A 12,837-nucleotide genomic window follows, 5' to 3' on the forward strand; every position below is an offset into this window, starting at 1 on the left:
CCAAGGGCATCTTTCCGTTCGTACCGAGGCGATGCCTCCCCTACCCCAAGGAGACGAGAAGATGCTCACCGTTGGCGACAAGCTCCCCACGTTCGACCTGCAGGCCGTCGTCGGCCTCGAGAAGGGCCGCGAGTTCCAGGCCATCACCCACGAGAGCTTCGCGGGCAAGTGGAAGGTCCTCTTCCTCTGGCCCATGGACTTCACCTTCGTCTGCCCCACCGAGCTCGCGGAGTTCGGCAGGCGCAACCGCGACTTCGCGGATCGGGACGCGCAGGTTCTGGGCGCGAGCACCGACACCCACTACTCGCACCTCGCGTGGCGCAACAGCCACCCGGACCTGAAGGATCTGCCCTACCCCATGCTGGCCGACACCAAGCGCGAGCTCTCCACCGCGCTCGGCGTCCTCCACAAGCAGGACGGGGTCGCGCTTCGGGCCACGTTCATCGTCGATCCGGAGAACGTGATCCGGCACGTGAGCGTCAACGACCTCAACGTCGGCCGCAACGTGGAAGACGTGCTCCGCGTGCTCGACGCCCTCCAGACCGACGAGCTCTGCCCGTGCAACTGGACCAAGGGACAGGCCACGCTGGAGGTCGCGTGATGACGGGGATCGAGAGGCTACGAGACGCGATCCCCGACGTGGCCCGGGATATCCGCCTCAACCTCGAGGCGGTGCTCGGCGCCGGCAGCTCCCTCGGGCCGGCGCAGAAGTGGGGCGTCGCGCTCGCCTGCGCGGCGTCCACCCGGCAGCCGGCGCTGATCGAGGCGGTCCTCGAGGACGCGAAGCGGGAGTCCACGCCGGAGGTCGTCGACGACGCCCTCGCCGCGGCGGCGCTCATGGCGATGAACAACGTGTACTACCGCTTCCGTCACATGGTCGGTAAGCCGTCGTACACCGACAAGCCCGCACGCCTCCGGATGAACCGGCTCGGCAAGCCCGCGACGAACAAGGTCGACTTCGAGCTCTTCTGCCTCGCGGTCAGCGCCTTGAACGGCTGCGAGCTCTGCATCCAGTCGCACGAGAAGGTCGTGGTCGACGGCGGGCTCACGGAGGATCAGGTGAACGACGCCATCCGCCTGGCGGCGACGATTCAGGCAGCGGCGATCTCGCTCGAGCTGCCCAAGCCGTGACGAAGACGAGGCCCCGGCAGTGACGCGCGCTGCCGGGGCGGTTCCGTTCTCGAGGTGAGGTCGACGACACCGGTTACGCGAGATCGCCGCCGGCGATGGCCTATCGGCTCGTGGGACTGCCATGGAACACGTAGCCGTCGGAGCTCACCGCCACCACGGTAGAGCCGGATCCACTGACTCCGGTCAGGTAGTGACCTCGGGCATCGGGGACGTCGATGGCGTTCCAGACCTCGCCGTCGAAGTGGACGATCTGCCCCTCGGATCCGACCGCCCACACCGAGCGTCGCGAGCTGCCCCAGACGTCGTTGAACACCTCCTGGTCCATCGGTGTGGCCTGGAGGTGGCCCGGCTCGCCGGCGTGCAGCGCGCCGGAGCCGGCGGTCGCGAAGAAGCCCTCGCCGTCCGTCCAGACGTGCTCCATTCCGACACCGGCCTCGATTCGCTCCCAGGAGCTCCCTCGGAAGCGGTAGAGCCCGGTGGGCGAGCTTCCATAGAGTGTGCCGTCGGGGGCTCCCGCCAGGTCGACGAAAAAAAGGGCTCCGTCGGCGGAGCGCAGCACGTCCCAGCCCGTCTCCCCGCCCCGGACGAGGAGGCCGTCCCACAGCAAGGCATAGACGTCACCTCCCGCGATCGCGACGGCAGAAAAGAAGCTGCTGATCGGGCAAGGGAGCGTGTGTTCGGAAAAGGAGTGGCAGTCCTCGAACTCGTCGCTGCGCCACACAAGCTCGATGCCCGCGTCGGTCCGCTCCCAAACGAGGCCGACGTAGGGGGTGCCGCCCGCCACCGCGAATCGATCGCCCCCGACCCACCTCAGACTCGGGAAGTGGAAATCGGCGTCCAGGTCGTCGTCCTTCGTCCAGCGCTGGGTCGCGCCGCTCTCCAGGTCGACGAGCTCGAGACCATCGGACGCCGTCGCCAGGCCGAGGCAGGTCCCCGTGTCGTTGCACGCGACAGCGGAGAAATACGCGGCCCACTCTTCGCTCTGCCACACTATGTCGGTGGCGGTGGCGCCTCCACTCCCGCCATCCACCGTCGCGCCGCCCGCGCCGCCAGCTACCGTCCCGCCACCCGAGCCGCCAGCTACCGTCCCGCCACCCGCGCCGCCAACTACCGTCCCGCCGCCCGAGCCACCGTCCACCGTCGCGCCGCCCGAGCCGCCGTCCCCGGTCCCATTCGCCTGCGTCCCGCAGCCGAGCACCAGGAGCGCCGTTCCCAACATCGATCCGATCGCGATTCTCATGTTCGCCTCTCCTTTTCCCCCAGGACCAAGGATGCAAACAGGCGCTCCCGTAGAGAATCGGTATGATCCGGATCGCATTGTACGGAGAGCGCTGATGATGCTACCGGACCTGGAATCGATCCGTTGCTTCGAGGCGGCTGCCACGCACCTCAATTTTCGCAAGGCGGCTGCAACCGTCGCGCTCTCCCCCACCGCGTTCAGCGACAGGCTCCACGGACTCGAGGAGCTGCTCGGTGCGCCGCTCTTCGTCCGGACCACGCGCCGGGTGGCGCTCACCGATGCGGGGGAGAGGCTGCTCACGCACGCGCGGCGCCTGCTCGCCGATGCCGCGGCCTGCCACGCCGTGGCGCACGACGAGTCGGCGCCTCCCTTCGAGCTCACGATCGGGACGCGGTTCGAGCTGGGGCTCTCGTGGCTGACGCCGGCGCTGGAGACCCTGCGCCGCGCGCAGCCGTCGCGCACCATCCACCTGCGCTTCGGCGACGCGAACGATCTCCTTTCCCAGGTACGGGACGGCGTGCTCGACGCGTGCGTTACGTCCAGCCGCTTCTCGGGAAAAGCGTTCCGCTACGACCCGCTCCACCCCGAGCAATACATCTTCGTGGGCGCCGCGTCGGCGCTACGCGAGCGGGCTTTCCGAGGCCCTGCCGACGCCGCGCACCACACGCTCCTCGATCTCGCCGCCGACCTTCCCCTCTTTCGCTACCTCCAAGACGCCGCGGGGCCCGGCGTGCGATGGCCCTTCGCCCGCAACGAATATCTCGGCAGCATCGCCGCCGTGCGCTTCCGCGTTCTCGAGGGCGCCGGTGTCGCCGTGATGCCGCGGTATTTCATCCAGGACGACCTGGAGCGAGGCAGGTTGCGCCCGCTCCTCCCGACGCTGCCCCTGCAGGCCGACTCCTTCCGGTTGGTCTGGCGCAGCAGCCATGCCCGGGAAGACGACCTCTTCGCCTTGTCGGCGGAGCTCCGCGCGATCCCGCTGCGATAGCGGCGGGCGTCGAAGCAGGCCTTCTGCCGAATTTGCTCTGCTCGCGGTTTCAGGGGCGTGCGGAGTGGCGAGCTTCCGCGGTCGTCTTGAGGCGTGCGAGCCAATCGATCAGCGAGCGATCGAGTAAGGCCTGCATCTGTCCGGCCCCTGCTGCCTCGACGGCGGGACCGGCGAACGACTCGCGGGTTCTCACCACGACGCCGCCGGGGGTCTCACGGAACAGCCACTCGTGGATCCCCACGATGTCTCCGGCGGCGCCGCCCCAGACGATCCGCCGGGCGGGCTCCAGCGCGTAGATCGTCGACGTAATCTCCATCCCGTACGTGAGCCAGTGGAACGAAACGCCGGGCGCGAACGCGGATTCGAGCGTGGCCTCCGTGATGTCGCGCTGCCACGTCGGCCACGCCTCGACGTCGACGTGGAGTTGCCAGACCAGCGGGAGCGGTGCCGCGATCGTGACCTCGTGGTCGGCGATCACCGGCGCGCCATGGTCGATCTCGTTCGGAATGTTCTGGTGCATGATCGAATCTCCTCCTGACGAACGTTTCATGGATCTCACGCGAACGCGGCCGCGTAGTCGGCTGCAAAGGTCGAGAACGCACGGGACGGGTGGCCGGTCACGGCCTGAACCGTGGCGGTGACCTCCCTCGCCTCGTCGCGCCGGTAGTGGGCGTAGTCCTCGATCAGACCGTCGACCTGCCAGGGCGGAATCCCGGCGCCGGCCAGCGCTCCTCGCATCGCCTCGGACGGAACGTCGACGAACGTGATCGCGCGCCCGAGCGCGGTCGAGAGCTGAGCCGCGATCTCCGCGTGTGTCATCGCCTCGGGTCCGGTCAGCTGGTAGATCTTCCCTTCGTGGCCCGCGCCGGTGAGGACCTCGGCTGCCAACGCCGCGATGTCGCGCACGTCGATCAAGCTGATCCGCGCGTCCCCTGCGGCCGCGAAGAACCGACCCTCCGACGCGATCGATCGCCGAAAACCGAGGAGGCCCTGCATGAACAGGTTCGGCCGCAGGACCGTGAACGCCATCCCCGACGCCCGGAGCGCCGCCTCGACCGCCGCGTGGTAGCGGAGAAAGCGCACGGGGGACGCCGCGTCCGCGGCCCACTGCGAGAGCTTCACGACGTGGAGGACGCCGCTCCGCTTCGCGGCCTCGACGAACGCGAGCTGCCGCGCTTCGGCGCGCTCGGTCGACGGCGAGAGAAGGAAGGCGCGCTCGACCCCCCGGAGCGCGCGAGCCATCGACTCGGAGTCGTCGAAGTCGCCGCTCACGACCTCCACCCCAGGCAGCGACCTGAGGCTGCACGAGCCTTCGTCGCCGCGCACCATCGCCCGGAAGGGCACTCCTTTGCGAACCAGCGCCTTGGCGAGCTCGCTTCCCACATTGCCGGTCGCACCACTGATCAGGATCTTCATGGGCCATTCCTCCTGACCCGAGGATGCGTCTTGCACCGATGCAGGCAAACTCCTAACTTGGCAAAGAATGGTTGCAGGATTGCAAGACCTCGAATCCGGTCGCTGGGACGACGTTCGCGTCTTCCTCGCGGCATACCGGCACAAGAGCCTCGGTGCAGCCGCGGCGCGCGTCGGGGTCGATACCTCGACGATGAGCCGGCGTCTGACCGCGTTCGAGGACGCCATCGGGAAACGGCTCTTCGAGCGTTCGCGCAGCGGGCTCGTGCCGACCCGGGCCGCTGAGCTCGTCCTCGTCGCCGCCGAGGCGATGGAGTCGGCCTACGCGCGAATCGCGCGCGACGTCTCCGGCGTCACCGCCACCGCCGAGGGCGTCGTGCGCATCACGGCGGATCCGGGCGTCTCCGAGTTCTTCGTCGCGCCCGCCCTCGCCCGCCTACGGTCGCTCCATCCGAACATCGACGTCGAGCTCGACACGACGGTTCGCGCGCTCGACCTCACGCGGCAGGAGGCCGATCTGGCGCTGCGCTCGACCGAGCCTCGCGGCGCCGACCTCCTGATCACGAAGCTCGCGTCCGCGCGATGGGTGGTGGCGGCTGCGCCGGCGCTCGCGAAGACGCTCGGCACCGTCTCGTCGTGGTCGCCGCTCCCTTGGATCACGTGGGATCGCGACTTCTCGAGCTTCGCGCCCGCTCGATGGCTGGCGAAGATCGCACCTGACGCGAAGATCGCGCTTCGAACGAGCAACTTCTCCTCTCAGCTCACGGCAGCCGCGGCGGGGCTCGGCGTAGGCCTGTTTCCGGAGCCGTTCGTCCACGTGCGCGGACTCACGGTAGTGCGCCCGTCGCGAGGCCTCGCCTCCACGCTGAACGCCCTGCCGGAGGGCGGCGTCTGGCTCGTCGGACACCGCGCGCTGCGGGACGTGCCGCGCGTGGCAGCAGTTTGGGAGTTCTTGACGGAGGAGCTGCGGCGAGCGCTCCGCGCCTCCTAGCAGGTCGGCCTGCCCGCCCTCCTGGCGATCGACCACCCGCGCGGCACGGAAACCGTTGCGGATCCTTCGCGATCGCTTAGAACAAGGGGTGGCGACTTCGAGGGATCCCGAGAGCATGCCCTTCTTCTTGCGCACCTCGATCGGCTTCTACCTGCTGGCCACGGCGCTGGGGCTCGTGCTCCGGATCTTCTTCGTCGCCCCCTTCGGACACCTGGTCTTCGCCAACGCGCTCCACGCGCACTCGCACACGCTGTATTTCGGCTGGGGCGCGCTGGGCATCTTCGCGCTCGCGTTCCGTCGCCTGGGCGCGGAGGGCAGAGCGTCGAAGGCGGTCCTCGGCGCGATCGCCGCGATTGCGGCAGCGACCTTCGTGTCCTTCCTCCTGAGCGGTTACTCGCCGCCGTCCATCGCGATCTCCTCCCTCTCGCTGGGCGTGTGGGGGTGGGCTGCAGCGACGATCTGGCGCCGCTCGCGCGGCTCGACGGACCTCGACGTCTCCTTCCTCCGCGCCGGGATCGTCTACCTCGTCCTCGCGTCGCTCGGCGCCCTGACCCGCGTCGCACTGATCGCGCTCCAGGCTCCCACGTTCTACAAGTCGCTCGCCGTCTTCGCCTTCCTGCACGACTTCGCGTGGTTTTTCGTGCTCTCGGTCGTGGGCCTGCTGATCGAGAGGGCGCGCGCACACGGGCTCCATCTCGACGAGCGCCTCCTCCGCTGGCAGCTCCGTCTCTCGGTGCCGCTCGCCTGGCTCACGTTCCCGCTCGGTGTAGCGGGGGGCGCCAACGGGCTCCTGGGCACGATCGCCAGCGTGGCAGCGATCGCGCTCGTGGTCCCCGCCGGCCTCGGCGCGACGGCCCTCTGGCGCGCCGGCGCTTCGGCGCCCCGAGGAGGCTTGGGTGCGGCGTTCCGCTGGCTCGCGATCTGGCTCGCCCTCGAGGCGGTCCTCTCGGCAGCCGGCGGCCTCGGCCTCGCTGGGCTCGCGGTCCACTCGCGGCACCTGGCGATCCTCTACCTCCACGTGCTTCTGCTCGGCTTCGTCACCCTGGGCCTCATGGTGTCGACGCTCTCGGTGCTCGGCGGGCCGCTCTCGGCCGGCTCCTGGCTTCACAACGGGGGCCTCTCCATCATGGCCCTCGGCCTCGCCGCTGCCGGCCTGCCCGCCTTCGGCCTCGAGCTGGCACCGCTCGTGCCCCGGCTCGGGCTGATCGTGGCCGCGTTTGGCGGCGCCGTCGTGATAGCGGGAGGAATCGCGTGGTCGGTTGGCGCGTGGCGCTCGGCTGCGAAGGGTGAAGAGAGAGCCTCCCTAGCGCTCCACGGGCCGCTCTGAGCAGCGACGGAAGGTGCGCGATGATCGCCCACCGCGACCACTTCTAGCTCGGCTAACGCGCCTCCCTGGGCTCGTGTCCAGTTTTCAACGGTCGAGAGTTCACGGATTGTGTTGCGTTCGACATCTCGCATAGTGTCAATCTTTATGACACTTCGAAAGCGTGCAGCGGTTCTTCCTTTTCTCTTCCTCGCAGTGGGTCCGGCCGGTTGCTCCGCCGATTCCGAGCCTCTCGGCGACGACAAAACTCCCATCGTCGAGTGCCCGGCGCCAACTGGTCCCGGCACGACGCACGAAAAGAACATCGAGGCCGATGAAGTTTGGAAGAGCGCGGACGGACCGCACATCGTTCCGCGCTCGATTGCCGTTCGCGAGGGCGCGACCCTCACAATCGAGCCGTGTGCGGAGGTTCGCCTCGGGCCCGCCGCGAACCTCACGGTGGCGTATCCGCTCACGCCAAACACCGGCACACTCATCGCCGAAGGGACCGCCGAGAGGCCGATCCGCTTCACCGGCATCGACGGAGGCAAATGGGGGCACGTGCTCGTCGAAGCGCCGGGTGTTGCTTCGTTCCGCCATGTGACCTTCGAGAACGGCGGCAACGACCGATCTCCGTTCCATGCCACGCTCATCGTCCGAGGCAAGGGCGACCTCCCCCTCTACCGCGACGTCCTCGTCGACCACGTGACCATCTCCGGCTCGGTCGGCTTCGGTGCCGTGTTCACGGGCGTCGCAGGGTTCAAAGCCGGATCGACCGACCTCGCGATCACCAAGAGCGGCTCCGGAGACGAGCCCTTCCCGCTGCGCGTCGATCAAAACGGCGTAGGCACCGTGCCGAACGGCAACTACACGGGCAACGGCGTGGACGAGATCCTCATCGCCGTCGAGAAGGAGAGCGATGGCCTCCGAGAGAGCACGACCTTCCGCGATTTCGGTGTCCCTTATCGCGTGGCGGGACAGAGCCTGCGCGTCGAGGAAGGACCGAGTGGCGCCACCGTGCTCAGGATCGATCCGGGCGTCGTCCTGAAGTTCGAGCGAGCGAGCAACCTCGAGGTGGTGCACTTCACGGGTCGCGAAGCGGCGACCGCGAGCCTCGTAGCGGTCGGCACCGCGGAGAAGCCCATCCTCTTCACCTCGGCGGCCGAATCGCCCCGGGGCGGGGATTGGCGAGGGCTATGGTTCGGCAAGATTCCGAGCAAGAACAACAAGCTCGATCACGTCCGAATCGAGTACGCCGGCGCCGACTGCAAATGCGTCCTCGCGGTCTGCAACGACCTGACGGATCACAGCTCGGCCCTCATCCTGACGAACCTCCCCGAAGAGGGATTCTCGGTCACGAACACGGCCTTCTCCGACATCGCGGGCAACGGGATTCTTCGCGCGTGGAGCAACGACTACCAGCCCAGCTTCGTTGCGACGAACACGTTCGAGAGGGTGACCGGGTGCGCCGAAACGCTACCCGCATCCTCGCTCAATGCCTGTCCGAATCCGAAGCCGACGTGTCCGTGAGGCGCTCGTCGCCCTCGTGAGCGGCGTCCCGGCCTCGTCGAGCCCTCGACTTGCGAGGCCGATTCGGGCACATCGGAGGAGCGATGAGCAAGATCGTCTACTCCACCGATCCCGCACTTCAGAAGCGTTGCCCGCGGTGCAAGGAGCTCGAGGTCTCCTGCACCTGCGCCAAGGCCGCTCGCGTGGTCGAGCCGCCCACTGTCGCCAAGCTGCGGCTCGAGAAGTCCGGCCGCGGCGGCAAGACCGTCACCGTGATCTTCGACCTCCCCAACGATCCCGCCTGGCTCGCCGAGCTCGCCGGCAAGCTCAAGAAGGGATGCGGAGTCGGTGGCTCTGCCGGCGAGGGCCGGGTGGAGATCCAGGGCGACCAGCGCGAGAAGCTGCGCGAGCTCCTGCCGAAGCTGGGTTTCAAGACGGTGAAGGGCTGAGGCCCGGCGGCTCTTGGCTGCCGAGCCTTCATCGTTCCTACGACCAAACGTGACCAGGTGCGCCAAACGCCATTTTCCGTTCCTGCGCTGGATGGCTGTCCGGATCCGAAGCCGGCATGTCCGTGAAGCGCTCGTTGCCCTGGCGAGCGCCGACTGCGGTCCCTCCCGATCTTCGCGAGTCCGGTGCGCGATAAGAGCGCCCGCCGCAGCCCCGGCGCACAGAGGATCTATGACCTCGCTTCGTGCGCGCGGGCCGCGTTCCAGGTGCTCGACGCGCTCGGGGTGTCGACCGTCGACTGGGTCGGCAACGCGTGGGGGGCCACGTCGGCGTGGTGGCGGCGAACCAGCAGCCGGCGCGAATCAACTCGCTGGCCGCGATCGCCTCGCCGTTGCAGCCGCTTCCCGGCGACGCCCGCTGGAAGATGCGTTGGCTGCTCCTTCCGATGCTGGAGCTGGGGTTGCAGGGCGTCGCCGCCGAGATCCTCACCAAGACCCTGCTCTCGCCGTCCGCCGGGGCGCGGCTACACGACGAGGTACGCCTGGCCGTGCGGCGCGCTCCGGCGCTCGCCGAGGCGGTGCGCTCGATCTCGCTCGGTCGCGGCGACCTGCTGCCTGACCTGCCGCGCGTCTCCTGTCGCGCGCTGTTCGTGGCGGGCAGCGACGACGCCCTGTGGCCGCCCGAGCTCGCGGCCACCCAGGCCTCCCGCCTCCAGCGCGGTCGCGCCGAGTCGGTTGCCGGAGCCGGCCACGCGGTGCCGCTCGAGCGCCCGCGCGAGACCGCCGCGCTGCTCCGCGCGCACTGGGCGTAGGGGGGCCGTCGCAGATCAGAATCGCGGCGCCGACTCCGGAAATCAGCGAGCTGAGCCGAAGAGCCTCGCCTGGACGGCAATTTTCTCCAAGTCGGGCGGCGCGCCCGCGGGCATAGTCGGGAAAACGGCTATCGCCGACGAAGCGGCTGTGCTCAGCCGTCCCTGCCGGACCCGAGTGAACGCGATGCGCACGACGACGTTGCACGAGGGGACGGTTGACGTCGTCGAGTATTGCTGCACCGCGCGTCCTGGCGATCCCTCCGTCGTCGAGGTGCATCCGCGCTTCTCGATCTCCTACGTGCGCCGGGGGAGCTTCGGGTACAGAAGCCGTGGTGCATCGTTCGAGCTCGTCGCCGGCTCGCTGCTCGTTGGATGGCCGGAGGATGAATACGTGTGCTCGCACGAGCATCACGAAGGCGGCGATGAGTGTCTCTCGTTCGCGTTCGCGCCGGAGATCGTCGACGAGGTCGGCGGCGATCCCGACGCGTGGCAGATCGGCAGCGTCCCGCCATTGCCGGAGTTGGTGGTGCTCGGCGAGCTCGGGCAAGCCGCCGCCGGTGGCGGGAGTGACGTTCGCCTCGACGAGGTCGGTCTCATGCTTGCGGCACGCTTCGTCGAGGTTGTCTCGGGGCGCGAGCGGAGGCCGATCGAAGCCGGCGCACGCGACCGCCGTCGGGCGGTCGAGGCGGCGCTCTGGCTCGACGAGCACGCTCAAGAGGCGATCGATCTCGAGATGACGGCTGGTGAAGCCGGCCTCAGCCCGTTCCACTTCCTTCGGCTGTTCACGAAGGTCGTCGGCGTGACCCCACACCAGTACGTCGTCCGCTCGCGGCTGCGCCGCGCCGCGCGCCTCCTCGTCGACGACGAAAAGAAGCCGATCACCGAGATCGCGTTCGATGCCGGGTTCGGCGATCTTTCGAACTTCATCCGGACATTCCGTAGGGCCGCCGGCATTTCACCGGGAGACTTCCGTCGGGAAGCGCGAAACGACCGCAAGTTCCGCCAAGATCGGTCGCTCGGTCGTTCGCTACGGTGACCCACACATCGACTCCCGTTAGGGGAGCGCAGGAGGTCACCATGTACGATCACATCGGGCTCGCAGTGAAGGACATCGCGCTCAGCGTCCACTTCTACACGGCCGTGCTTGCGCCGCTCGGGTACGTGCTCTGCTCACGCGACGAGGCGAGCGCCGGCTTCGGCCCGAAGGACGCTCCCGCGTTGTGGCTCTACGCATCGAACAAGCCCCGGCCGGCGGCGACGCACGTCGCGTTCAGCGCGAGTACGCACGATGCGGTCGATCGTTTCCATGCTGCGGGAATCGAGGCTGGCGGTCGCGACAACGGGGCGCCCGGGATCCGCGCTGACTATGCACCGACGTATTACGCAGCGTTCCTCGTCGATCCCGACGGAAACAACGTCGAGGCTACCTATATGAGGTGAGCCGTCGCGGTCCGGCACCTTGGCGCGCGCCAAAGAAGGTGGCGCGCGCCCGGTTCACCGGCCCGTGGGTGCAGGAGCTCCTCCTCCCGCCCCGCCGCTGCCCCGCGGAGGACGCGTCCAAGCGTCGGCGATGGGCTATCGTGAGGGCCGTCATGCCGTGGACACTCTTCGAAACTTCGCTCGGAACCTGCGGCCTCGCGTGGAGCGACGCGGGCGTCACATGGGTGCAGCTCCCCGAGGAGACACGGGAGCAGACCAGTGCGCGTCTTCTGACCAAAGCGAAAGAGGCGGGCGCGCACGCCCTCCCGGAATCGACGCCGAAATGGGTGACCGAAACGATCGCGCTCGCACGTGCGCACCTCGATGGACGGCCCCAAGACTTCACGCGGGTTCCCCTCGACCTCTCGAACGTCAGTCCGTTCGCTGCGAAGGTCTATCTGGCGCTCCGACAGGTCCCGGCAGGGTCGACCGTCTCGTACGGTGAGCTCGCGCGTGAAGTCGGATCGCCCGGCGCGGCACGAGCGGTGGGCCGCGCGATGGCGACGAACCCGGTCCCGATCCTCGTGCCCTGTCAGCGTGTGCTCGCCGCGGCGGGCAAGCCGGGCGGGTTCTCTGCGTACGGCGGCGTCTTGACGAAGGAGCGAATGCTCGCGCTCGAGGGCTGGCGACCACGCGACCCGCAGGGGACGCTCTTCTAGACGCCGGTCCTTTCGTGTTGCCGCGATGCTGTCATGCGATTGAAGCGACTCGGAAACGGCGTGAAGAAGCCGTCGACGCCCAAGGCCATGAAGCGCTCCGCGTCGGCCTCCGTCTCGACGAGCCAGGGCCAGACGCGCTCGCCCCGCTCGTGCGCGACGTCGATCAGTCGCCGAGAAAGCACCTGGAGTCCAGCGTGGCGCTCCGGCACCATGACGACGCAAGGTCCTCCGGGTGCAAGCCAATCCAGGCGCACACGCTCCAGGACCATCCGCGCGCGAACCTGTCGCGCCGTCGCCGAGTAGAGCCAATCAGGACGAAGCTTCCGTGTGGCTTCGACGACCGCGGTGTGCTCGCTCACGACCACGACCCGCCCTTGCGCTTGGTGCTTCTCGACCAGCTTCACCAACTCCCGCGGCGCTTCCCGGTGATGCGTGTGAACATCGAGCGCGAACAGCGCCCGAGGATGCGCTGTAAGGAGCTCGTCCAACGTGGGCACTCGCACTCCAGCGCCTCGCTGGACATACGCACCCTGCCCATCCTGAAACCAAAAGCCTGCGTCGAGCGCCTCGAGCTCGTCCAGCGTCAGCGCGTCCACTCGCCCGCGGCCATCCGTGGTTCGGTCCACGGTTTCATCGTGCATCGCCACCAGGACGCCGTCGCAGGTGCGCTGAACGTCGACCTCCAGCACGATGCCTTCCGAGATGCTGGCCGCGTGCTCGAAAGCGAGAAGCGTGTTCTCGGGGCGATCTCCGCCGCCGCCCCGATAGGCGACCAAACGGAATCCAGGCTCGAGCAGCGGATGTCGGATGTGGGACGTGGCGGGCATGGGTTCGATCTCTACCTCCGCCCGAACGGCCCGTCGTTA

At 68.5% G+C, this 12,837-nt stretch carries 15 protein-coding genes; 11 read left to right on the top strand and 4 right to left on the bottom strand.

Translation table 11 applies throughout. The features are described 5' to 3' along the window. Positions 1-61 precede the first annotated feature (61 nt). Together AKJ08_RS13965 and AKJ08_RS13970 are read left to right on the top strand one after the other, a co-directional pair. Entirely contained in the window at positions 62-601 is a 540-nt protein-coding gene (locus AKJ08_RS13965) for a peroxiredoxin (RefSeq protein WP_050726628.1), read from the top strand. Further along, entirely contained in the window at positions 601-1,131 is a 531-nt protein-coding gene (locus AKJ08_RS13970) for a carboxymuconolactone decarboxylase family protein (protein ID WP_050726629.1), read from the top strand. The genes AKJ08_RS13965 and AKJ08_RS13970 overlap by 1 nt, the downstream gene beginning before the upstream one ends. Before the next feature lie 100 nt (positions 1,132-1,231). Here the strand turns inward: AKJ08_RS13970 and AKJ08_RS13975 are convergent, their stop codons facing one another. After that, entirely contained in the window at positions 1,232-2,371 is a 1,140-nt protein-coding gene (locus AKJ08_RS13975; RefSeq protein ID WP_050726630.1) for a hypothetical protein, read from the bottom strand. A gap of 94 nt (positions 2,372-2,465) precedes the next feature. On the opposite strand from AKJ08_RS13975, the gene AKJ08_RS13980 reads away from it, so the two are divergent. Next, positions 2,466-3,359, top strand: a complete 894-nt coding sequence (locus AKJ08_RS13980) for a LysR family transcriptional regulator (protein ID WP_050726631.1) — start codon at positions 2,466-2,468, stop codon at positions 3,357-3,359. Positions 3,360-3,408: 49 nt separating this feature from the next. Here the strand turns inward: AKJ08_RS13980 and AKJ08_RS13985 are convergent, their stop codons facing one another. Beyond that, positions 3,409-3,879 (bottom strand): SRPBCC family protein, encoded by a 471-nt coding sequence (locus AKJ08_RS13985; protein WP_050726632.1) that lies wholly within the window; start codon positions 3,877-3,879, stop codon positions 3,409-3,411. A 35-nt stretch (positions 3,880-3,914) separates the two neighbouring features. Next, positions 3,915-4,775, bottom strand: a complete 861-nt coding sequence (locus AKJ08_RS13990; RefSeq protein ID WP_050726633.1) for an SDR family oxidoreductase — start codon at positions 4,773-4,775, stop codon at positions 3,915-3,917. 67 nt (positions 4,776-4,842) lie between these two features. Here AKJ08_RS13990 and AKJ08_RS13995 point away from each other — a divergent pair, with 67 nt between their 5' ends. The 8 genes from AKJ08_RS13995 (at position 4,843) to AKJ08_RS14030 (ending at position 11,971) form a co-directional block, all read left to right on the top strand. Further along, on the top strand, positions 4,843-5,763 hold the full coding sequence (locus AKJ08_RS13995) for a LysR family transcriptional regulator (protein ID WP_082343185.1): 921 nt from the start codon (positions 4,843-4,845) through the stop codon (positions 5,761-5,763). 115 nt (positions 5,764-5,878) lie between these two features. After that, positions 5,879-7,090, top strand: coding sequence for a hypothetical protein (locus AKJ08_RS14000; RefSeq protein WP_157370694.1), 1,212 nt, complete (start codon positions 5,879-5,881; stop codon positions 7,088-7,090). Positions 7,091-7,525: 435 nt separating this feature from the next. Further along, positions 7,526-8,596 carry a hypothetical protein gene (locus AKJ08_RS14005; RefSeq protein ID WP_157370695.1) on the top strand — a complete coding sequence of 357 codons (1,071 nt, stop codon included), beginning with the start codon at positions 7,526-7,528 and terminating at the stop codon, positions 8,594-8,596. An 83-nt stretch (positions 8,597-8,679) separates the two neighbouring features. Then, on the top strand, positions 8,680-9,024 hold the full coding sequence (locus tag AKJ08_RS14010; protein WP_050726637.1) for a translation initiation factor: 345 nt from the start codon (positions 8,680-8,682) through the stop codon (positions 9,022-9,024). A gap of 332 nt (positions 9,025-9,356) precedes the next feature. Next, positions 9,357-9,833 (top strand): alpha/beta fold hydrolase, encoded by a 477-nt coding sequence (locus AKJ08_RS14015; protein WP_205624727.1) that lies wholly within the window; start codon positions 9,357-9,359, stop codon positions 9,831-9,833. After that, positions 9,757-10,869, top strand: coding sequence for a helix-turn-helix domain-containing protein (locus AKJ08_RS14020; RefSeq protein ID WP_240475347.1), 1,113 nt, complete (start codon positions 9,757-9,759; stop codon positions 10,867-10,869). Before AKJ08_RS14015 ends, AKJ08_RS14020 begins: the two co-directional genes overlap by 77 nt. A 41-nt stretch (positions 10,870-10,910) precedes the next feature. Continuing rightward, on the top strand, positions 10,911-11,273 hold the full coding sequence (locus AKJ08_RS14025; protein ID WP_050726639.1) for a VOC family protein: 363 nt from the start codon (positions 10,911-10,913) through the stop codon (positions 11,271-11,273). 152 nt (positions 11,274-11,425) lie between these two features. Then, the gene (locus AKJ08_RS14030) at positions 11,426-11,971 is read left to right on the top strand and encodes a methylated-DNA--[protein]-cysteine S-methyltransferase (protein WP_050727593.1); all 546 of its coding nucleotides are present in this window, start codon (positions 11,426-11,428) and stop codon (positions 11,969-11,971) included. Here the strand turns inward: AKJ08_RS14030 and AKJ08_RS14035 are convergent. Further along, positions 11,968-12,798: a glycerophosphodiester phosphodiesterase family protein gene (locus tag AKJ08_RS14035; RefSeq protein ID WP_050726640.1), complete on the bottom strand. Its 831-nt coding sequence runs from the start codon at positions 12,796-12,798 to the stop codon at positions 11,968-11,970. The genes AKJ08_RS14030 and AKJ08_RS14035 overlap by 4 nt on opposite strands. Between the last annotated feature and the right edge of the window lie 39 nt (positions 12,799-12,837).

The organism is Vulgatibacter incomptus (assembly GCF_001263175.1).
GTDB lineage: Bacteria > Myxococcota > Myxococcia > Myxococcales > Vulgatibacteraceae > Vulgatibacter > Vulgatibacter incomptus.

Excerpts from the sequence above, each read along its gene's own strand:
- AKJ08_RS13965 (WP_050726628.1), top strand. The coding sequence starts at position 62 with ATGCTCACCGTTGGCGACAAGCTCCCCACGTTCGACCTGCAGGCCGTC.
- AKJ08_RS13970 (WP_050726629.1), top strand. The coding sequence starts at position 601 with ATGACGGGGATCGAGAGGCTACGAGACGCGATCCCCGACGTGGCCCGG.
- AKJ08_RS13975 (WP_050726630.1), bottom strand. The coding sequence starts at position 2,371 with ATGAGAATCGCGATCGGATCGATGTTGGGAACGGCGCTCCTGGTGCTC.
- AKJ08_RS13980 (WP_050726631.1), top strand. The coding sequence starts at position 2,466 with ATGATGCTACCGGACCTGGAATCGATCCGTTGCTTCGAGGCGGCTGCC.
- AKJ08_RS13985 (WP_050726632.1), bottom strand. The coding sequence starts at position 3,879 with ATGCACCAGAACATTCCGAACGAGATCGACCATGGCGCGCCGGTGATC.
- AKJ08_RS13990 (WP_050726633.1), bottom strand. The coding sequence starts at position 4,775 with ATGAAGATCCTGATCAGTGGTGCGACCGGCAATGTGGGAAGCGAGCTC.
- AKJ08_RS13995 (WP_082343185.1), top strand. The coding sequence starts at position 4,843 with ATGGTTGCAGGATTGCAAGACCTCGAATCCGGTCGCTGGGACGACGTT.
- AKJ08_RS14000 (WP_157370694.1), top strand. The coding sequence starts at position 5,879 with ATGCCCTTCTTCTTGCGCACCTCGATCGGCTTCTACCTGCTGGCCACG.
- AKJ08_RS14010 (WP_050726637.1), top strand. The coding sequence starts at position 8,680 with ATGAGCAAGATCGTCTACTCCACCGATCCCGCACTTCAGAAGCGTTGC.
- AKJ08_RS14025 (WP_050726639.1), top strand. The coding sequence starts at position 10,911 with ATGTACGATCACATCGGGCTCGCAGTGAAGGACATCGCGCTCAGCGTC.
- AKJ08_RS14030 (WP_050727593.1), top strand. The coding sequence starts at position 11,426 with ATGCCGTGGACACTCTTCGAAACTTCGCTCGGAACCTGCGGCCTCGCG.
- AKJ08_RS14035 (WP_050726640.1), bottom strand. The coding sequence starts at position 12,798 with ATGCCCGCCACGTCCCACATCCGACATCCGCTGCTCGAGCCTGGATTC.